We start from the raw sequence: 18,360 nt of genomic DNA on the forward strand, positions 1-18,360 counted from the left end.
GACGGTTCAGTCGCCAAAAGAAAAGCAAAAGCCGTGACATTTTGTGTGTGGGGATGTGAAAGCTGGCGTGACGCTGAGCGGGTCGGGAAAGTGCCGGTCGTCTGAGGGGGCGACCGGCGGCGGAAGCTGAAGCTGGACTGAAATTACACAGTTCTTACAGTTCATGGCTTGAGTTGGTTGCATAATGTACCTATGATCGGTAACTAGCTGTAAACTGATGAATAAAATTGGTGGTATCCTCCCCAATGGCGGTGGATGTCGGAGAGTAACGTATGGCCATGGGCCGACGGGATGGCTATGGAGCAGAGTGAAGCGCTCGTTTCGATCAAGAATATGACGTTCTCGCGGGGTGACCGCAAGATCTTTGATGATGTGACCCTGGAGGTGCCCAAAGGCAAGGTAACGGCCATTATGGGGCCGTCCGGGATCGGCAAAACCACCTTGCTGCGCTTGATTGGCGGTCAGCTTCAGCCGGATAGCGGCGAGATTTGGTTCGAGCACTGGAACATTCCGGCGCTGGGGCGCAGTGAGTTGTACCGGGCCCGAAACAAGATGGGGATGTTGTTTCAATCCGGCGCCCTGTTTACGGACATGAATGTGTTCGACAATGTCGCGTTTCCGCTACGTGAGCACACGCAGCTCCCGGAGGATTTACTCCATACTCTGGTGCTATTGAAGCTGGAAGCTGTCGGGTTACGTGGCGCCGCCCGGCTGATGCCGAGTGAATTGTCCGGCGGCATGGCCCGGCGGGCGGCGCTGGCCCGCTCGATTGCCCTGGACCCGGAGCTGATCATGTATGACGAGCCGTTTGTCGGCCAGGACCCGATCAACATGGGCATGTTGGTCAAATTGATCCGGGATCTCAACCGGGCGCTCGGAATTACTTCGATGATCGTCTCTCACGATGTGTTGGAGGTGATGAGTATTGCCGATCATGTTTACTTGCTGTCCGGCGGCAAGATTATCGGCCGGGGATCGCCGGACGAGCTGCGGGCAAACCCGGATCCCCAGGTCAGGCAGTTTCTTGACGGGAAGGCTGACGGCCCGGTGCCGTTTCACTATCCGGCCCGGGAACTGGCGGAAGATATCTTTGCCGGTTCCCAAGCTTAGAGGCCGTTGCCATCGTCGTGGGGAACCGGCAGACGAACACGCAGAATGAATAAGGGTATACATTAGATATGATCGCGGATTTTATTGCCCGACAGGGACGCCGGGGGATTGCCCAGTGCCAGACCGTCGGGCGTGCCAGCCTGTTGCTTTACGGCGCGCTGGTGAGCAAACCCCAGCCGAGAAGAATGTTCCCGCTGCTCATGAAGCAGTTGTACTCGGTGGGCGTGTTGTCGGTCGCCATTATCCTGGTATCGGGGTTGTTTATCGGGATGGTGCTGAGCCTGCAAGGCTACATCGTACTGATTGATTTCGGCGCTGAAACCAGTTTGGGCCAGATGGTCGCACTGTCACTGCTACGGGAGCTCGGGCCGGTGGTGACCGCGTTGCTGTTTGCCGGACGTGCCGGTTCGGCATTGACGGCGGAAATCGGCCTGCTCAAAGCCTCCGAGCAGCTCTCCAGCATGGAAATGATGGCGGTCGATCCGCTGCGTCAAGTCATTGCGCCGCGCTTCTGGGCCGGGGTGATATCCATGCCGTTTTTAACGATGCTGTTTTGTGCCGTCGGGATCTGGGGCGGTGAATTGGTCGGCGTGAACTGGAAAGGGATCGATTACGGCAGTTTCTGGTCAGTCATGCAGTCTTCGGTCGAGCTGGGATATGATATCGGAAACAGCATTATTAAAGCGGTGGTGTTTGCGATCACGGTGACCTGGATTGCGGTCTTCAACGGGTATGACGCGATGCCGACGTCGGAAGGCATCAGCCGGGCCACAACAAAAACGGTGGTGAATTCGTCACTGGCCGTTTTGGGATTGGATTTCGTGCTGACGGCCCTGATGTTTGGGAACTAACGGGTGCTCGGCAACACAAGTAATGTGGGATGAAACGAATGCAACAGATAAAAAAATTAGAACTGTGGGTCGGGGCATTTATGCTGGCCGGGTTTGCCGCCATCTTGATGCTGATCTTCAAGGTCGCGGATGTTCAGAGTCTGGGGAACGGCGAGTCGTACACCCTCAAGGCGCAGTTTGACAATATCGGTGGCCTGAAAGTGCGCTCCCCGATCAAAGTCGGTGGGGTGACTGTGGGGAAAGTTACCGCGATCACGCTTGATACCGACACCTATGTCCCCGTGGTGACCCTGTCGATTGAGAAGCGCTTCGGTTACTTTCCAGAAACCAGTTCGGCTGCCATCCTTACTTCAGGCCTACTGGGCGAACAGTATCTTGGGATTGAACCGGGATTTGTGGAAGAAGGGATCGAGATGCTCACCGACGGTGCTTTGATCCAGGACACCAAATCCGCATTGGTACTGGAAGATATGATTGGTCAGGTGCTCTACAGCATCGGCGGCGAGAATAAATAAAAAGGGGATATGATGAAATTGTTTCGAGTTTTGCTGGTTGCTTTGCTGGCGCTGCCGTTGGTTGCCCTGGCGGCTCCTGTCGATAAAACAGACCCGTATCATTTGATCCAGGTGGTGTCGCAACAGACCTTTGATCGCCTGAAGGCGCAACAGGATCAGATCCAGCGTAACCCGGAGTTGCTGCGCGGCGTAGTACGCCAGGAACTCTTGCCTTACATTAATACCCGCTACGCGGCTTATAAGGTGCTGGGGCCGAACCTGAAGAAAACCACAGCGGACCAGCGCAACAACTTTGTCAATGCCTTTACCGATTACCTGGTTGCGTCTTATGCTCAGGTGCTGACCCAGTATACGGATCAGGATATTCGGATCGAATCGCCCCAGAAAATCCCGGCGGGCCGCACCATTGTTTCTGTCCGGGTGGATATCCTCGGGGGCAGCCGCCCACCCATCCGCCTCGATTTCAAACTGCGTAAGAACGAGAAAACCAGCGAGTGGCAGGCGTATGACATGGTCGCTGAAGGGGTGAGCATGATCTCGACCAAACAAAGCGAGTGGAGCGGCCAGCTGCGCAACGAGGGCGTGGACGCCGTGACAGCCAACCTGCGTGGACTTGCGGCGAAGCCTATTCGCCGTGAGGACAGTGCAAATGAGTAAGCCGAAGATTGAGTGGCAGGTTCAGGAAAATGGCCATTACAGCTTGTCAGGAACGCTGGAACGTGACACAGTTCCAGCTTTTTGGCGGCAACGGCATGAATGGATGCCGCGTGAGTCTCAGGTTCAGCTCGATCTGCGTGCTGTGACCCGGGTGGATTCCGCGGGGATGGTCATGCTGCTTCATATTTATCAACAGCTCAGCAGTAACGGCAGTGAACTGACCCTATTGCATGTGCCGGAACAGCTGGTCACTTTGCTCCGCCTGAGTCATGTCGAATCAATGTTAGCTGCGTGTATTGCCTAAGCAGTGAAAGAGGATAGCTTGTGGAAATCTCTGAAATTAAAAAAATTCTGGAAAATGCTCTGGATCTTGATGAAGTCATTGTCAAAGGCGAGGGCAGCCACTACGAAGTGATTGCTATCGGGGCGCTGTTTGAAGGCATGAGTCGGGTGAAGCAGCAGCAGGCCATCTATGCGCCGCTGATGGCCCAGATTGCTGCCAATGATATTCATGCGCTCAGCATCAAAACCTTTACGCCGCAAGAGTGGGCACGTGACAAAAAACTGATGTCGCTGTCTTAAGAGGGTTGATGATGGAGAAGTTTCGAATTCAGGGCGGCGGCCCGCTCAGCGGTGAAGTGACGATTTCCGGTGCGAAAAACGCGGCTCTGCCGATTTTGTTCGCCGCTCTGCTGGCCGAAGAGCCGGTAGAAGTGGCCAATGTGCCGAAATTGCGGGATATCGATACCACTATGGAGCTGCTGGGGCGCTTGGGTGCCAAGGTCAGCCGCAACGGGTCGGTGTATGTGGATGCCAGCGGTGTAGACCAGTACTGCGCCCCGTATGAGCTGGTGAAAACCATGCGCGCTTCGATTTGGGCGCTGGGACCGCTGGTGGCCCGCTTTGGTGAGGGTCAGGTGTCTCTGCCCGGTGGCTGTGCGATTGGTGCTCGTCCGGTAGACCTGCATATTCACGGCCTGGAGCAACTGGGCGCCAAGATTGTCCTGGAAGAAGGGTACGTGAAAGCCACGGTTGACGGCCGCCTGAAAGGGGCCCACATCGTGATGGACAAAGTCAGTGTCGGGGCGACGGTGACGATTATGTCGGCGGCCACTCTGGCCGAAGGCAAGACTGTGATTGAAAATGCCGCCCGTGAGCCGGAAATTGTTGATACGGCGAACTTTCTGAATACTCTGGGGGCCAAAATTACCGGTGCCGGCAGTGATACCATCACCATCGAAGGGGTGGCGCGTCTGGGCGGTGGTTACCACAAAGTGGTGGCCGATCGCATTGAAACCGGAACATTCCTGGTGGCGGCAGCGGTGTCCGGTGGTAAGATTATCTGCCGCAATACCAAGCCTTCACTGTTGGAAGCTGCACTGGCGAAACTGGAAGAGGCCGGCGCTGCGGTGGAAACCGGGGAGGACTGGATCAGCCTGGATATGACCAGCCGCGAGCTGAAAGCCGTGAATATCCGCACTGCGCCGCACCCGGGATTCCCAACGGATATGCAGGCCCAGTTCTCATTGTTGAACCTGGTGGCTAAAGGGACCGGGATCATTACCGAAACGATCTTTGAGAACCGTTTCATGCACATTCCCGAGTTGATCCGGATGGGGGCTCATGCGGAAATCGAGGGCAATACGGTGATTTGCGGTGATACCGATGGCTTGAGCGGGGCTCAGGTCATGGCGACCGATCTGCGCGCTTCAGCCAGTCTGGTGATTGCCGGCAGCATTGCCAGTGGTGAAACCATTGTGGATCGGATTTATCACATCGACCGCGGCTATGAGCGGATTGAAGATAAGTTCAGTGCGCTGGGCATGCACATTGAGCGCTTCAGCGAATAAATTGCTGCCCTGACCCTAAAAAACCAGCCATATGGCTGGTTTTTTTGTATGCGGGTTCGGGGCGGTCTTGGGGGTTAGTACACGTTGGGCTCGTCGGCGATTAGCACCGACAGGGTCAGCGGCTTGCCGTTGCGTAGCACCTTCATTTCGACCTGGTTGCCCGGGCGCAGCTCGGTCACAATATCGAGGACGTTGCGCCGATCGGTGACTTTTCGGCCGTCAATTTCAATCAGGATATCCTGGACCTGAAATCCGGCCTGGGCGGCCGGACCGTTTGGATCCATGCCGGTGACGATAATACCGCTGATCTGATCGGCATCATACAGCCGGGCCATCACCGGGTTAACATCGCGGGCTTCGATGCCGATATAGCCGCGGATCACCCGGCCGTCGGCAATCAGCTTGTTCATGATTTTCTGCGTCAGCTCATAGGGAATGGCAAAAGAAATGCCATAGGTTTCGATATCGGTGGCCTGCTGGAACGAGGCGGTATTGATCCCGACCAGCTCGCCCCGGGTATTGACCAGGGCACCACCGGAGTTCCCTTCATTGATGGCCGCATCGGTTTGCAGGAAATCCTGGCGGCCGTAAAAGCTCATCCCGGAGCGGCCGGTGGCAGAAATGATGCCGTAGGTGGTGGTCTGGCCCAGATTATAGGGATTCCCAATCGCCAGGACCACGTCTCCGACGGCAGGTTGGTAGGTCTCATTGAGCGGGATCACCGGCAGGTTTTCGGCCTGGATTTTCAGAACCGCTAAGTCCGTCCGGCGATCTTTACCGATCAGCTGCGCGGTAAAAATCCGGCCGTCCTGCAGCGCGGCAATCACCTGATCGGCCTCCGCCACCACATGGTAGTTGGTGACGATATATCCCTTATTGCTCATAATGACCCCGGAGCCCAGTCCCTGGGTGCTGAGCTTCAGGCGATCGGAGGCGTTGTAGCGGCGGTTGTAGATATTGACGACTGCCGGCGAGGCACGCCGGACGGCATAGTTATAGGAGAGTTGGGCTTGATCCGTTTCCAGCGGCGCGAAATGCGTCGGGGCCGGGGTCATCTGGGTACGCAGGTCGGGAAAGATGACCAGCAACGCAAGAGCTGTGACGACGCCAAGGACAATGGATCGACGAAAAAAAGCCAGCATGCCTGCTCCCTAAAACCAAAAAAAGCGCCGCGACGCAATAAAATACGAGTAATTTGGTCGAGGATATCATTACCGGCAGCAGATACCAAACTGAAGCCGCCGTGCGGGAAAGCGGTGTGGATGGCTTGGGATTTTCGGAGAAGAGTCGGACCGTTTCCGGCCCGACTGGTGTTTAGCGGATGATCAGATACTGCACGTTATTGCCGCGCTTAACTTCCAGCGCCAGCACGTTTGGATTTTTCTCCAGCGCCTTGCGCAGCTCACCCAGGTTGCGGACCGGCTGGCGGTTCAGGCCGAGGATAATATCGCCTTGCTCCAGGCCGTAGCGGGCCGCGATGGACTGCTCTTCCAGGCGGGTGACTTTGACCCCCTTTACTCCGTCTTCGGCTGAAGTGTTGGCAAACTCAGCACCGGCGAGGCGTTCGTGGAGGTTCTCTGCCTTGACCTTATTCTGGTTGGCCGCTTGCAGCACCACATCGACCGTCCGGGATTCCCCGTCGCGGACAATGCCCAATGCTGCTTTCTTGCCGGCGCCCAGCGTGGCGATTTTCGCCCGCAGCTCACTAAAGGTGCGGATCTGTTTACCGTTGACCGAGACAATAATATCACCGGCTTTCAGTCCGGATTTTTCAGCCGCCGAGTCCGGGATCACTTGGTTGATGAAGGCGCCGTGGTTGGTCTCATAGCCGAAGGCTTCCGCCAGTTCGGTGGTGAGCTCGCCCCCGAGCACGCCCAATACGCCCCGTTTCACTTCACCGAATTCCAGGATCTGCTCGGTCAGGCTTTTGACCATATTGACCGGAATGGCAAAGCCGATCCCGACGTTGCCGCCGTTCGGGCCGAGAATCGCGGTGTTGATCCCGACCAGCTCCCCGTTGAGGTTGATCAGGGCGCCGCCGGAGTTACCGCTGTTGATGGCGGCGTCGGTCTGGATAAAGTTCTCGAAGTTCTCAATGTTCAGGCCGCTGCGGCCCAGCGCGGAAATAATCCCGGACGTCACGGTTTGGCCTAAGCCGAACGGGTTCCCGATAGCCACGGCAAAATCCCCGACCCGCAGGTTATCTGAGTTGGCCAGCTTAATGGCAGTCAGGTTCTTGGTTTTTTCGATTTTCAGCAGCGCGATATCGGACATCTCGTCGCTGCCGATCAGCTCGGCACTGACTTCACGGCCATCATACAGCTGGACAGCGATTTTATCGGCACCGTTGATCACGTGATGGTTGGTGACGATATAGCCCTGATCGGCATCAATGATCACCCCGGATCCCAGGCCGCGAAACGGACGCTCCTGCAGTTGCTCGGTTGGGAATTCAGGGCCGAAGAAAAAACGGAAGGTTTCCGGCAAGCGTTGCCGGGAGACCTGACGGCCTTCGATGGCGATGCTGACCACGGCGGGGGTGACGTTTTCCAGCATCGGGGCCAGGCTGGGCAATTGTTGGCTGCTGACGGCCTGGGGGAGTGCTGCGGTGGCGGTCACCGGGACCAGGACAGAACTGATACTTAATGCGATTGCACTTAATACAAGCAAAGGTTTTTTCATTATGACTAAACTCCGGTTTACGAGTAGAAGTACCATTCCATGTGACTATAAATAGTGATGAATCAATCACCAAGCATTGGAACCAGTATTTGCTCTGACTTGAAAACCGGGGTTTAGTTCCAGAAAAACTAACTGGCTTTGGTGGCTTCCAGTTTCTCCGGGGTGTCGACTGATTCCGGCTCACCCTTTAACAGGCCGCTGGCACCGTTGGCGTAGTCGCGTGGCGGTGCGGCAGTCTCCCCGCTGTCGGCAACCGGCATCAGGGTGCTGATGCGGCGGGCAAACGGGTTGTCCTGCTCCGGCAGATTCGGCATCAGCTCGGTAGAGGTTTTGGCCATGTGCTCATACAGCTTGCTGTAGTCTTTGGCGATGTTGTCCAGCAGTTCCGCGCTGCGGGCAAAATGGTCGACCAGCTCCTGGCGGAACTGCTCCAGTTCGTACTTAGACTTGTCCAGGTCTTTTTTCAGCTCTTTTTGCTGTTGCAGGCTTTTGTTGCCCAGTCGCGCAGCAAAACCGCCGACAATGGCACCGGCGGCAAAAATCAGAAGCGCATAAATCCAAGCCATGGAAAACTCCTTGTGGTTACTATCAATACCAGATGACAGCCGGCCATGCTGTTTGTTGGCGCGCCGAGAGCGACGTACCTGCCGGCATATGGGTTGTTGTTATCGTCATCGCTGGGGGAAGCCCTTGCTGAGTCACAAATCAATAACCCTGTTTCGTATCGTTACTATACATGCACAAACCGGGGCATGGTACTATCCGATGCCAAAGATGGGATCAAAAGAGTTACAGCAACGGATGACGCCACAGCAAAAATACCAGCAAGACCTTCAGCGTGAAGAGTTCATCGCCGATCCGGCACAGGCCATGGCAGTGCAGCACTTAGAGGATCTGTTTCATCGGATGCAGGCGCCGAAGCCGGAGCCGGCCAGGTCGTCGCTGTTTTCCCGCCTGCTCAAGCGGCAGGGCCCATCGGCCGTGGTGCCGGTGAAAGGGCTGTATTTCTGGGGCGGGGTCGGCCGGGGGAAAACGTATCTGGTGGATACCTTTTTTGAGTGTCTGCCGACCGAGCGCAAGATGCGGGTCCACTTCCACCGTTTTATGCACCGGGTGCATCAGGAGCTCAAACAGCTTGGCGCGCAGGAAAATCCGCTGGAGCGCGTCGCTGATCGGTTTCAGGCTGAAACTGATATCATCTGCTTTGATGAGTTTTTCGTTTCCGATATTACCGACGCCATGATCCTCGGGACCTTGTTTGAAGCCCTGTTTCAGCGCGGGATCACCCTGGTGGCGACCTCGAACATTCCGCCGCAGGAGCTCTATCGCAACGGCCTGCAGCGCGCGCGCTTTCTGCCGGCAATTGCCTTGATCGAGCAGCATTGCGAGGTGGTCAATGTCGACTCCGGGGTTGATTACCGGCTTCGTACCTTGGAGCAGGCGGAAATTTTCCATTATCCGCTCGATGCCCAGGCGGAGCAGAATTTGAATCAGTATTTTCAACAGCTGAGTGTTGAGCCCCGCGCCGAAGGCAAGGCCATTGAAATCAACAACCGGATGTTGCCGACCCGGCACGAAGCGGACGGGGTGGTGCATTTTACGTTCCAGACCCTGTGCCAGACCGCACGCAGCCAGAACGATTACATGGAAATTGCCCGGATTTACCATACCGTGTTGGTGTCAGAGGTGATCCAGATGGGGGAGAAGGAGGATGATGCTGCCCGGCGTTTTATTGCCATGGTGGATGAGTTTTATGAGCGTAACGTCAAGCTGATCATGTCGGCGGAAACTGAGTTATCTCAGCTTTACCGGCAGGGACGGCTGACATTTGAGTTCAAACGCTGTTGCTCGCGGTTAATTGAGATGCAGAGCCACGAATACCTGGCGCGTCCGCATCTGGCATAACCGCATAAAACGAGGGGTTCGGGCCGCCCGGCCCCCGTTTTGTTGTCAGAATCCCCCGTTACGGCCATGCTGAGAAAAAATCTCAATTTTTTTTGAAAAAAAGGTGATTTTTTCTCCACCCTTCCCTATAATCTTGCGACCCACCGTACCTGTAACGGCAAAAGCCGGGAGTGCCAACCACTCGAAGGGGTGATGACTGGGCTCTGTACAGAGGGAGCTATAGGCTCCTGTAAAGTGAAACTAATTAATTTTGGGTAAGAATTAGCATGAAAACTTTCGTTGCTAAACCAGAAACTGTAAAACGTGACTGGTATGTTGTTGACGCTGAAGGTAAAACACTGGGTCGTCTGGCAACTGAAATCGCATCTCGTCTACGTGGCAAGCACAAGCCTGAGTACACTCCGCATGTTGACACTGGCGACTACATCGTCGTTATCAACGCTGAGAAAGTTGCGGTAACTGGTGCGAAGCGCACTGACAAGATGTACCACCGCCACACTGGCTACATTGGTGGTCTGAAGTCTATCAGCTTCGAGAAGCTAATCGATAAGAAACCAGAAATGGTTATCGAAACTGCTGTTAAAGGCATGCTTCCTAAAGGTCCTCTAGGCCGTGCAATGTACCGTAAGCTGAAAGTTTACGCGGGTACTGAGCACAACCACGCTGCACAGCAGCCTAAAGTTCTAGACATCTAATTGGGGAAGATGACAATGGCAGAGAATCAATACTACGGCACTGGTCGCCGCAAAAGCTCAGCTGCTCGTGTTTTCATTAAACCGGGTACTGGCAACATCGTAATCAACAAGCGCAGCATCGAAGAATACTTCGGCCGCGAAACAGCTCGCATGGTTGTTCGTCAGCCACTAGAGCTGGTTGAAATGACTGAGAAACTGGATCTGTACATCACTGTTAAAGGTGGCGGTATCACAGGTCAGTCTGGCGCAATCCGCCACGGCATCACTCGCGCTCTGATGGAGTACGATGAGTCTCTACGTCCTACTCTACGCGCAGCGGGTTACGTTACTCGTGACGCACGTAAAGTTGAGCGTAAGAAAGTTGGTCTGCGTAAAGCACGTCGTCGTCCACAGTTCTCTAAGCGTTAATTTACGCGCCGGTTTACCGGTTGTACTGTGTACAGAAAAAGCTCAACCTTCGGGTTGGGCTTTTTTTTGTCTGTAAGAAACATCCGGTTTGGCCTTCTGAGCCGGTCAGTATTTCCCCGCACCGTGAAAATTCAAAACAAAAAGAACATACCTCTCACATTTGTTGCCGAAAGGTAGCTTTATCTTGTCAAAAAGTGGGGTTTTATTTATCATTTGGCGCGATTCACAACAGCTTAAAAAATTACCAATTATCTGTTGTATCTTTCCGTTGAGAGTTAGCCGTAAGCTCCAGGGACGCCAAGGGACATAATAATAATCCAGAGCGGGAGCACATGGGAGAATGTTTGGATGAGCAATGCGCCAGTAAGTAACGGTCGCCGCCGCTTCCTGACTGCGACAACGTCAGTTGTCGGAGGCTTAGGTGCAGTCGCTGTAGCTGTGCCTTTTATCAAGTCGTGGAACCCGAGCGCCAAAGCAAAAGCCGCCGGTGCGCCAGTCGAAGTTGATATCAGCAAATTGGAAGACGGCCAAATGGTTCGCGTCGAATGGCGTGGTAAACCGGTTTGGGTCGTGCGCCGTAGCGAAGCAATTATCGAGGAACTGGGCGGTCATGATGATCAGCTGCGTGATCCGTCGTCAGGCGAACCACAGCAGCCGGGTTATGCCCAGAACCAATATCGTTCAGTGAAGCCTGAAATCTTTTTAGCCGTAGGTATCTGTACCCACCTTGGTTGTTCGCCAACCTATCTGCCTGACAGTTTCAGCGAGCAGGTGAGTGGCGTCTCCGCTGGCTTCTTCTGTCCGTGCCACGGGTCTAAGTTTGATATGGCAGGCCGTGTATTTTCAGGAGTACCGGCACCATTGAACCTGGTGGTGCCGCCTCATATGTTCTTGGATGACAACACCATTATCGTCGGTGTCGATGAGGAGACAGCCTAATGGAAGCATTACTTGGTTGGGTCGAAAAACGACTGCCAGTGATGAATGCTTACCGTAAGCATTTATCCGAATACCCGATGCCGAAGAACTTCAACTTCTGGTATCTGTTTGGTTCATTGGCCATGCTGGTGTTGGTGAACCAGATCCTGACTGGGATCTGGCTGACCATGAACTATACGCCTTCCGGCGACGGTGCGTTTGCATCGATTGAATACATCATGCGTGATGTGGAATATGGTTGGTTGTTGCGTTACATGCACTCGACCGGCGCTTCGGCGTTCTTCGTCGTGGTGTACCTGCACATGTACCGGGGTTTGATCTACGGCTCGTACCAGAAGCCGCGTGAGCTGCTGTGGTTGTTCGGCATGCTGATCTTCCTGGTGCTGATGGCCGAAGCGTTCATGGGTTACCTGCTGCCATGGGGCCAGATGTCTTACTGGGGTGCCCAGGTGATCATCTCCCTGTTTGGTGCGATTCCGGTGATTGGTGACGATCTGACGCTATGGATCCGCGGTGACTACGTGATCTCCGGTGCGACGCTGAACCGTTTCTTTGCCTTGCACGTCATTGCGCTGCCGATTGTGTTGCTGTTGCTTGTCGTCCTGCACGTCCTGGCGTTGCATGAAGTGGGTTCGAACAACCCGGACGGGATTGAGACCAAGCTGCCGAAGGGGAGCAAAGGTGAAGGATATAAGAGCCAGTTCCCGTTCCATAGTTACTACAGCAAGAAGTACGATATCATCGACTCGATTCCTTTCCACCCGTACGGGACCGTGAAAGATATGGTCGGGGTGGCGGTGTTTGCCTTCTTGTTCAGCTACGTGATTTTCTTTAACCCGGAAATGGGCGGCTACTTCCTTGAGCCACCTAACTTCGAAGCAGCAAACCCGCTGAAGACGCCTGAGCATATTGCGCCGGTATGGTACTTCACACCGTTCTACGCCATCCTGCGTGCGGTGCCGGACAAGCTGTTGGGTGTTATTGCCATGGGCGCCTCGATTGTCGCGCTGTTCCTGCTGCCGTGGTTGGATCGCTGTAAAGTGCGCTCTTACCGCTACCGGAGCAAACTGCATCTGGGCAACATTGTTCAGTTTACGATTTGCTTTATTGCGCTGGGTATTCTGGGTGCGCTGCCGGCGACCCCGACTTATACCCTGATGGCACAGGTATTTAGCTTTGGTTACTTTATGTTCTTCGTGCTGCTGTTCTTCTACAGCAAAAATGAAGCTACCAAACCGCTACCAGAGAGGGTGACATTCAAATGAGGAAGTTGATTGTATTGTTATTTGCCCTGTTGCCGTCTCTGGCAATGGCGGCAGGTGCAAAAGTGCCGTTGGATGCTGCCAACAACGATCTGTCGGATAAAGCCTCGTTGCAGCGTGGCGCGCAAACGTTCATGAACTACTGTTTCGGCTGTCACGCCACGCAGTATCAGCGTTATGAGCGTGTCGCCAATGATCTGGATATTCCGGCTGAGCTGATGAAAGAGCACATGATCTTTGATCCGGAAGTCAAAATCGGTGAGCTGATGCACAATGCGATTCCGACCGAGTATGCGGCGACTTCTTTCGGTGCTCCGGCACCGGATCTGACGCTGGTTGCCCGGGTTCGTGGCACGGATTGGATTTACACCTACCTGCGTTCTTTCTATGCCGACCCAAGCCGTCCGTTTGGGGTGAACAATGTGGTCTTCCCGAGTGTGGGCATGCCACACGTGCTGGAAGAGCTGCAGGGCGTACCGTCGAAGGTATACGAGACCCGTCTGATTGATGGTGTAGAAGTGAAGGAACTGGTCGGCATTGAGTCTGACGGTTCCGGTGAGCTGAACACCGAAGAGTATGACGCCGTGGTCCGTGATCTGGTGAACTTCCTGGAATACTCGGCAGAGCCAATGAAGCTGGAGCGTCAGCGTCTGGGTCTGTGGGTGATGGGCTTTATCGTCGTATTCTTTGTACTAACCTTACTGTTGAAGAAAGAGTATTGGCGCGATGTCCACTGATCAGGTAATCTAGTGGGTTAAGAACTCGCAATGGGGGCTCGGGCCCTCGTTGCTTTTTGTGTATATAAGTATACTGGAGGGGTTAATGGCTGTTGCTGCCAATAAACGCTCTGTGATGACTCTGTATTCTGATGCTTCGGATATCTACAGCCATCAGGTGCGTATCGTTCTAGCGGAAAAGGGTGTCAGTGTTGAAATCGAGCTGGTTGATCCGGATAACTTACCTGAGGATCTTCTGGACCTGAACCCGTACAACTCTGTTCCGACCCTGGTTGACCGCGAGCTTGCGCTGTACCAGGCCAACATCATTATGGAGTATCTGGATGAGCGTTTCCCTCACCCGCCGCTGATGCCTGTTTACCCGGTCGCCCGGGGGAACAGTCGCCTGATGATGTACCGTGTTGAGCGTAACTGGTATACCCTGGCTGAGAAAGTCAATCAAGGCACGCCGGATGAAGCCGAGAAAGCGCGCAAGCAATTGCGTGAAGAGTTGTTGGCACTGGCCCCGGTGTTTGCTGAATTCCCTTACTTCATGAGTGAAGAGTTCAGCCTGGTAGATTGCTACCTGGCACCGTTGCTGTGGCGTCTGCCGCAAATGGGCATTGAGCTGTCCGGTCCGGGCGCCAAAGAAGTGAAAGCGTACATGACTCGTGTCTTTGAGCGTGATTCTTTCCTGGCTTCGTTGACCGAAGCTGAGCGTGAAATGCGTCTGGCTGGCCAATAATGGATATGGCAACGATGACGCCGCGCCGTCCCTATCTGGTGCGGGCTTTTTATGACTGGCTGGTCGATAATGACTTAACCCCGCATTTGGTGGTTGATGCGACCTTGCCGGGCGTGAAAGTGCCGATGGAATTTGTCAGCGACGGCCAAATCGTGCTGAACATTGCCCCGCGTGCGGTAGGGAACTTGGAGCTGGGCAATGAGGCTATCAGCTTCAATGCCCGCTTTAGCGGTCGTCCGCACTCCGTGATCGTGCCGCTGTACGCGGTGATGGCGTTGTATGCGCGTGAAAACGGTGCGGGAACCATGTTTGAGCCGGAGCCGGCATATGAGCCAGAGCTGGTCGAACAGGCCGAACTCGATGCGGCGGATGAACCGCAGATTGAGATCGCTGACACCGACACCATGTCTCCGCTGGCGGAAGTCACGGAAACGGCAGACAGTGATGCGCCGGATGATGAGCCGCCTCGTCCGCGAGGCCGACCAAGTCTGCGCGTTGTCAAGTAACGCCAAGTGCGAGTCATCAATGTCGCCATCGCATAAAAAACGCAGCCCGGGGCTGCGTTTTTTTATGGATGTCGATTGATCTCATGGGATAGCGCAAGGGCAAAGTGCACGCTCGTCTCACGCTCCCCCCTGCCACTCTCGCCTTATGACGGGTCAGCAGCCGGCGGGCTCTCCAGATACTCAAACACCTTCACGACTTGCTTCACCCCGTTGACGTTGCGGGCGATTTCTGTGGCGATATGGGCCTGCTCCCGGGTGACATAGCCCAGTAGGTAAACCGCCTGGCTTTCGGTCAGCACCTGGATCGCGACATCCTGTAGTTTCTTACTGCCGATGAGCTGCGATTTCACCTTGGTGGTGAGCCAGCTGTCTTGGCTGACCTCGCCCAGCTTGGGCAACGGACGGACCTGGATTTGGTTGAACACGGTGCTGACGTTGCTGAGCTGGCGGATCTGCTCGGCTAGCTGTGACTTGGTCGCCTCATCGACGGCCTGGCCGACGAGCAGCACTTTGCCGTCAAAGGCGACCGCGTTGATCCGGGCCTGCTGACGGTAAGGCGGCTTGTTCACCAACCCGCCAATTTCCATTTCGATGTGCTGGTCAAACCATTGCCGCTTGGCAGAGCGGGGATCGCTGGGAACCAGAGTGGCGCACCCCTGGAGCAGCAATAACGCGGCCAGCAGCAGCGCTTGAAATTTGCGCATGAATTATCCTTCGTGTTGTGGGAACAATACTTTATCGATCAGATCACACAAACAATGGACGGTCAGCAAGTGTCCTTCCTGGATCCGGGCTGTCCGTTGTGACGGGATCCGGATTTCAACATCCTGGACGCCGAGCAGGCCGGCCATTTCGCCGCCGTCTTTTCCGGTCAGGGCCACAATGGTCATATCCCGGGTCAGGGCTGCTTCCATCGCTTTGATGATGTTCTTGCTGTTACCGCTGGTTGACAGCACAAACAGGATATCGCCGGTCTGGCCCAGGGCCCGGACCTGCTTGGAGAACACTTCATCATGGTGGTAGTCGTTGGCGACTGCCGTCAGAGTGGTGGTGTCCGCCGTCAGTGCCAGGGCCGGTAGGCTCGGACGCTCGGTTTCGAAGCGGTTAATCAGGCACGATGCAAAATGCTGGGCGTTGGCCGCGGAGCCGCCGTTACCGCAGCACAGGATCTTGTTGCCGTTCAGCAGGCTTTGCACCATCAGTTGCGCGGCCTGGGCAATCGCATCCGGCAGGGCTTCCGCCGCCGCAATCTGAGTCTGAATATTTTCGGTAAAACTTTCTTTAATGCTCTCTAGCATGGATTAACCTTCCACCAGGATATTGGTAAGCCACTCAATGTGTTGTTCGGTGCCTTGGATGGCCACGACATCAAATCGGAACTCGGTGTGTTCGGCCGCGAGGCCATTACGTTGCAGCCAGAAGAGTGCGGCACGTTTGAGGCGTTGCAGCTTACGCCAGTTTACCGTTTCTGCGGCAGAACCGTAATGGGGACGTTGACGAAATTTGACTTCAATGAAGACCAGGCAGCGGCGATCGCGCATGATGAGGTCGATCTCACCGCCCCGGCATTGGAAATTTCGACAGACGGGATGCAGCCCCTGGCGGTGCAGATATTGCTCCGCCAGTTGCTCATAAGCCTGCCCTTGGCGGCGTCTATTGGGCAGGTTCAACGCCATTCCCGGAGAACATGGCCCAGCTGAGTTGGCGCTGGATGACACACTGATCGTCCAGGCTCAGTCGGCCGGTTTTCCCTTGCGTGCTGTAGTTATCGACAGCCTGCATCTGCGGGAGTTCTGTGATCATTTTATACGCGTCCATCCCGAAGGCGTGCAGGCGCAGATCCGTGTTGTTCGCATTTGGCCAAAGCTCATTGTACCGGGTCATGAAATGGTGGTTGGCATCCACCAGCAGCGGAATATCACTGAACTCAATCCCGCGTAACTCACTGAAATTGGCTTTGCTGTCCGGGTAGCTGCGTGAGCTGGCGTACAGCTTCGGTGGCTGGATGTCCGGGTTGATCGCGACTTCGATAAACGGCTTGAGGAGCGTCAGCTCGTTCTTGTTGGCGATCAGGTACACAGCATCGGTGTCACGGCGGCTGCGAGGCTGGGTTTCCAGCTCGATCCCCAGCAACTGGTTCATCTGTTGGATCCGGGACTGACTTTCGGTCAGGCCGAAGACCGCCGCAATTTGCTGTTGGACCTGCTTGCGCGAGCTGAACGTGCTGCTGGCCGGTTCGTGGCCGGTCAGTTGTTGCCATTGCGAGATAAAGGCCTGGCTGACCCGCTCACCGAAGTCGTTGCCCGGGGCGAGGACCATCGGATACTGATGCCCCTTGGCAAACAGATGGCGGGCGGCTTGCTCGGCTTCCTGCTCCGGCGACAGGGCAAAGTAGCAGACTTTGCCCTGGGTTTGGGCAGACTGATCCGGCTCATTCAGGGCCAGCATCGTCATCTGTGACTGGTTCAGCCGCTGGAAGTCCGTGATTTTGTCTTTGCGCAGCGGGCCAATCACCAGCTCGATCCCGGCTTGCTCCAGCTTGCTGATGATCGCCGGCAGGGGTTCTGCCTCAGTATCATAAATGGTCAGCTCCGTCTCGGCGTCCCGGGCGGTATCATCAAGCATGGCATTGATAAAACCGTCGCGTACCGCTTTACCCGCATGCTCATAGCGTCCGGACAGCGGCAACAGCAGGGCGACATTGCTGAGCTCGGGGATCTCCAGCGCCAGGATCGCGGCCAGCTCGGCCGGTAGGGACTGGTTAGCCGGATGGTAAGGGTGCTGCGCCAGCCATTCGTCGACGGCGCTTTTCAGCCGGGCCGGGCGTTGCGAGTAAGTGTTCTTCAGGATGCTCAGCTGAACCCAGCCGCGCAGGACGGTTTCGTCCTCGGCGATTTTCGCCGATTGCAGCTGGTTGTTATTGAAGCTGGCCAAGTCCTGCCACAAACGCTGCCAGTTGGCGGCTTTTTGCTCGGGTTGCAGGTACTGATCCAGGGCTGTGCGCTCACGGGCGGCTGCCATCGGCTGGTTGGTCTGCGCCAGCAATTCAGCCCGCAGCATGTGATAGCGCAGGTACTGCCGGTCGTTCAGCGTCCACCAGGATTGGAAATTCAGGGTCTCCAGGGCCGACTGCGGCTGGCCTTGCTGATAGCGCAGGGTGGCACGTGCCAGCTGCCATTCTGCCATCTGGACCGGGTTCATCGACAGCCGGGCCAGGCGGTTGGCCTGCTGCTCGGCCTGCTCCAGGCGGCCTTCTTTGATCAGAGCCTTGAGGGCAAGAATGTGCCAGTCAATACTGGCGATGCCTTCGCTGGACTCCGCTCGGATCAGATAATTAGCCGCACTGTCCGTCACCGGCGCAGTGATATCCAGGGTCACGGTTTCTTGGGTGGGCGTCGAACAGCCCGCCAGGATCACGGCAAGGGCTACAGGCGCGATGAGTCGTGATACACTTTTACGCTTATGGGTAAAATCGAACATTGAATTTTTTCAACTGTGACAAATTACTCTCTATATTAA

Annotated in this window: 22 protein-coding genes; 15 read left to right on the plus strand and 7 right to left on the minus strand. The window is 55.4% G+C overall.

The features are described from left to right. Positions 1-297 precede the first annotated feature (297 nt). The 7 genes from mlaF (at position 298) to murA (ending at position 4,983) form a co-directional block, all read left to right on the plus strand. Entirely contained in the window at positions 298-1,110 is an 813-nt protein-coding gene (gene mlaF / locus NH461_RS01775) for a phospholipid ABC transporter ATP-binding protein MlaF (protein ID WP_261602802.1), read from the plus strand. Positions 1,111-1,178: 68 nt separating this feature from the next. Next, on the plus strand, positions 1,179-1,961 hold the full coding sequence (gene mlaE, locus NH461_RS01780; protein WP_261601643.1) for a lipid asymmetry maintenance ABC transporter permease subunit MlaE: 783 nt from the start codon (positions 1,179-1,181) through the stop codon (positions 1,959-1,961). 38 nt (positions 1,962-1,999) lie between these two features. Further along, positions 2,000-2,476, plus strand: coding sequence for an outer membrane lipid asymmetry maintenance protein MlaD (gene mlaD / locus NH461_RS01785; protein ID WP_261601644.1), 477 nt, complete (start codon positions 2,000-2,002; stop codon positions 2,474-2,476). Positions 2,477-2,488: 12 nt separating this feature from the next. Continuing rightward, on the plus strand, positions 2,489-3,133 hold the full coding sequence (gene mlaC / locus NH461_RS01790) for a phospholipid-binding protein MlaC (RefSeq protein WP_261602803.1): 645 nt from the start codon (positions 2,489-2,491) through the stop codon (positions 3,131-3,133). Next, entirely contained in the window at positions 3,126-3,437 is a 312-nt protein-coding gene (locus NH461_RS01795) for a lipid asymmetry maintenance protein MlaB (protein WP_261601645.1), read from the plus strand. The genes mlaC and NH461_RS01795 overlap by 8 nt, the downstream gene beginning before the upstream one ends. A gap of 20 nt (positions 3,438-3,457) precedes the next feature. Further along, positions 3,458-3,715 (plus strand): BolA family iron metabolism protein IbaG, encoded by a 258-nt coding sequence (gene ibaG / locus NH461_RS01800; RefSeq protein WP_261601646.1) that lies wholly within the window; start codon positions 3,458-3,460, stop codon positions 3,713-3,715. A gap of 11 nt (positions 3,716-3,726) precedes the next feature. Then, positions 3,727-4,983: a UDP-N-acetylglucosamine 1-carboxyvinyltransferase gene (gene murA, locus NH461_RS01805; RefSeq protein WP_261602804.1), complete on the plus strand. Its 1,257-nt coding sequence runs from the start codon at positions 3,727-3,729 to the stop codon at positions 4,981-4,983. A gap of 74 nt (positions 4,984-5,057) precedes the next feature. On the opposite strand, the gene degS is transcribed toward murA, so the two are convergent. The 3 genes from degS to zapG form a co-directional block, all read right to left on the minus strand. Further along, complete coding sequence (gene degS, locus NH461_RS01810) at positions 5,058-6,125, minus strand: outer membrane-stress sensor serine endopeptidase DegS (protein WP_261601647.1); 1,068 nt, start codon at positions 6,123-6,125, stop codon at positions 5,058-5,060. A 172-nt stretch (positions 6,126-6,297) separates the two neighbouring features. After that, on the minus strand, positions 6,298-7,665 hold the full coding sequence (locus NH461_RS01815) for a Do family serine endopeptidase (RefSeq protein ID WP_261601648.1): 1,368 nt from the start codon (positions 7,663-7,665) through the stop codon (positions 6,298-6,300). 128 nt (positions 7,666-7,793) lie between these two features. Continuing rightward, positions 7,794-8,231 (minus strand): Z-ring associated protein ZapG, encoded by a 438-nt coding sequence (gene zapG, locus NH461_RS01820; protein ID WP_261601649.1) that lies wholly within the window; start codon positions 8,229-8,231, stop codon positions 7,794-7,796. Between the two features lie 235 nt (positions 8,232-8,466). Here zapG and zapE point away from each other — a divergent pair, with 235 nt between their 5' ends. The 8 genes from zapE to sspB all read left to right on the plus strand — a co-directional run bounded on the left by zapE (position 8,467) and on the right by sspB (position 14,841). After that, entirely contained in the window at positions 8,467-9,570 is a 1,104-nt protein-coding gene (zapE, locus tag NH461_RS01825; RefSeq protein ID WP_261602805.1) for a cell division protein ZapE, read from the plus strand. 266 nt (positions 9,571-9,836) lie between these two features. Further along, positions 9,837-10,265, plus strand: coding sequence for a 50S ribosomal protein L13 (rplM, locus tag NH461_RS01830; protein ID WP_255389306.1), 429 nt, complete (start codon positions 9,837-9,839; stop codon positions 10,263-10,265). 15 nt (positions 10,266-10,280) lie between these two features. Then, positions 10,281-10,673: a 30S ribosomal protein S9 gene (rpsI, locus tag NH461_RS01835; protein WP_261601650.1), complete on the plus strand. Its 393-nt coding sequence runs from the start codon at positions 10,281-10,283 to the stop codon at positions 10,671-10,673. 348 nt (positions 10,674-11,021) lie between these two features. Next, positions 11,022-11,612, plus strand: coding sequence for a ubiquinol-cytochrome c reductase iron-sulfur subunit (petA, locus tag NH461_RS01840; RefSeq protein WP_261601651.1), 591 nt, complete (start codon positions 11,022-11,024; stop codon positions 11,610-11,612). Continuing rightward, positions 11,612-12,877: a cytochrome b gene (locus tag NH461_RS01845; RefSeq protein ID WP_261601652.1), complete on the plus strand. Its 1,266-nt coding sequence runs from the start codon at positions 11,612-11,614 to the stop codon at positions 12,875-12,877. Before petA ends, NH461_RS01845 begins: the two co-directional genes overlap by 1 nt. Further along, complete coding sequence (locus tag NH461_RS01850) at positions 12,874-13,611, plus strand: cytochrome c1 (protein WP_261601653.1); 738 nt, start codon at positions 12,874-12,876, stop codon at positions 13,609-13,611. Before NH461_RS01845 ends, NH461_RS01850 begins: the two co-directional genes overlap by 4 nt. Before the next feature lie 85 nt (positions 13,612-13,696). Further along, positions 13,697-14,335: a stringent starvation protein SspA gene (gene sspA, locus NH461_RS01855; RefSeq protein WP_261601654.1), complete on the plus strand. Its 639-nt coding sequence runs from the start codon at positions 13,697-13,699 to the stop codon at positions 14,333-14,335. After that, positions 14,335-14,841, plus strand: a complete 507-nt coding sequence (gene sspB / locus NH461_RS01860; protein ID WP_261601655.1) for a ClpXP protease specificity-enhancing factor — start codon at positions 14,335-14,337, stop codon at positions 14,839-14,841. The genes sspA and sspB overlap by 1 nt, the downstream gene beginning before the upstream one ends. A gap of 143 nt (positions 14,842-14,984) precedes the next feature. On the opposite strand, the gene NH461_RS01865 is transcribed toward sspB, so the two are convergent. Genes NH461_RS01865 through NH461_RS01880 form a run of 4 tightly spaced genes read right to left on the minus strand, consistent with a single transcriptional unit; the run spans position 14,985 to position 18,321 of the window. Beyond that, a complete protein-coding gene (locus NH461_RS01865) occupies positions 14,985-15,545 on the minus strand; it encodes a BON domain-containing protein (protein ID WP_261601656.1) in 561 nt (186 codons plus the stop codon). 3 nt (positions 15,546-15,548) lie between these two features. Beyond that, complete coding sequence (locus tag NH461_RS01870) at positions 15,549-16,139, minus strand: phosphoheptose isomerase (RefSeq protein WP_261601657.1); 591 nt, start codon at positions 16,137-16,139, stop codon at positions 15,549-15,551. Positions 16,140-16,142: 3 nt separating this feature from the next. Then, positions 16,143-16,517, minus strand: a complete 375-nt coding sequence (locus NH461_RS01875) for a YraN family protein (protein WP_261601658.1) — start codon at positions 16,515-16,517, stop codon at positions 16,143-16,145. Further along, positions 16,495-18,321 carry a penicillin-binding protein activator gene (locus tag NH461_RS01880; RefSeq protein WP_261601659.1) on the minus strand — a complete coding sequence of 609 codons (1,827 nt, stop codon included), beginning with the start codon at positions 18,319-18,321 and terminating at the stop codon, positions 16,495-16,497. Before NH461_RS01880 ends, NH461_RS01875 begins: the two co-directional genes overlap by 23 nt. Between the last annotated feature and the right edge of the window lie 39 nt (positions 18,322-18,360).

The sequence above is a fragment of the Photobacterium sp. TY1-4 genome (assembly GCF_025398175.1).
GTDB lineage: Bacteria > Pseudomonadota > Gammaproteobacteria > Enterobacterales > Vibrionaceae > Photobacterium.

What these genes read in the sequence shown, in the direction of transcription:
- mlaF (WP_261602802.1), top strand. Translation starts at nt 298, where the DNA reads ATGGAGCAGAGTGAAGCGCTCGTTTCGATCAAGAATATGACGTTCTCG.
- mlaE (WP_261601643.1), top strand. Translation starts at nt 1,179, where the DNA reads ATGATCGCGGATTTTATTGCCCGACAGGGACGCCGGGGGATTGCCCAG.
- mlaD (WP_261601644.1), top strand. Translation starts at nt 2,000, where the DNA reads ATGCAACAGATAAAAAAATTAGAACTGTGGGTCGGGGCATTTATGCTG.
- mlaC (WP_261602803.1), top strand. Translation starts at nt 2,489, where the DNA reads ATGAAATTGTTTCGAGTTTTGCTGGTTGCTTTGCTGGCGCTGCCGTTG.
- NH461_RS01795 (WP_261601645.1), top strand. Translation starts at nt 3,126, where the DNA reads ATGAGTAAGCCGAAGATTGAGTGGCAGGTTCAGGAAAATGGCCATTAC.
- murA (WP_261602804.1), top strand. Translation starts at nt 3,727, where the DNA reads ATGGAGAAGTTTCGAATTCAGGGCGGCGGCCCGCTCAGCGGTGAAGTG.
- degS (WP_261601647.1), bottom strand. Translation starts at nt 6,125, where the DNA reads ATGCTGGCTTTTTTTCGTCGATCCATTGTCCTTGGCGTCGTCACAGCT.
- NH461_RS01815 (WP_261601648.1), bottom strand. Translation starts at nt 7,665, where the DNA reads ATGAAAAAACCTTTGCTTGTATTAAGTGCAATCGCATTAAGTATCAGT.
- zapG (WP_261601649.1), bottom strand. Translation starts at nt 8,231, where the DNA reads ATGGCTTGGATTTATGCGCTTCTGATTTTTGCCGCCGGTGCCATTGTC.
- zapE (WP_261602805.1), top strand. Translation starts at nt 8,467, where the DNA reads ATGACGCCACAGCAAAAATACCAGCAAGACCTTCAGCGTGAAGAGTTC.
- rplM (WP_255389306.1), top strand. Translation starts at nt 9,837, where the DNA reads ATGAAAACTTTCGTTGCTAAACCAGAAACTGTAAAACGTGACTGGTAT.
- rpsI (WP_261601650.1), top strand. Translation starts at nt 10,281, where the DNA reads ATGGCAGAGAATCAATACTACGGCACTGGTCGCCGCAAAAGCTCAGCT.
- petA (WP_261601651.1), top strand. Translation starts at nt 11,022, where the DNA reads ATGAGCAATGCGCCAGTAAGTAACGGTCGCCGCCGCTTCCTGACTGCG.
- NH461_RS01845 (WP_261601652.1), top strand. Translation starts at nt 11,612, where the DNA reads ATGGAAGCATTACTTGGTTGGGTCGAAAAACGACTGCCAGTGATGAAT.
- NH461_RS01850 (WP_261601653.1), top strand. Translation starts at nt 12,874, where the DNA reads ATGAGGAAGTTGATTGTATTGTTATTTGCCCTGTTGCCGTCTCTGGCA.
- sspA (WP_261601654.1), top strand. Translation starts at nt 13,697, where the DNA reads ATGGCTGTTGCTGCCAATAAACGCTCTGTGATGACTCTGTATTCTGAT.
- sspB (WP_261601655.1), top strand. Translation starts at nt 14,335, where the DNA reads ATGGATATGGCAACGATGACGCCGCGCCGTCCCTATCTGGTGCGGGCT.
- NH461_RS01865 (WP_261601656.1), bottom strand. Translation starts at nt 15,545, where the DNA reads ATGCGCAAATTTCAAGCGCTGCTGCTGGCCGCGTTATTGCTGCTCCAG.
- NH461_RS01870 (WP_261601657.1), bottom strand. Translation starts at nt 16,139, where the DNA reads ATGCTAGAGAGCATTAAAGAAAGTTTTACCGAAAATATTCAGACTCAG.
- NH461_RS01875 (WP_261601658.1), bottom strand. Translation starts at nt 16,517, where the DNA reads ATGGCGTTGAACCTGCCCAATAGACGCCGCCAAGGGCAGGCTTATGAG.
- NH461_RS01880 (WP_261601659.1), bottom strand. Translation starts at nt 18,321, where the DNA reads ATGTTCGATTTTACCCATAAGCGTAAAAGTGTATCACGACTCATCGCG.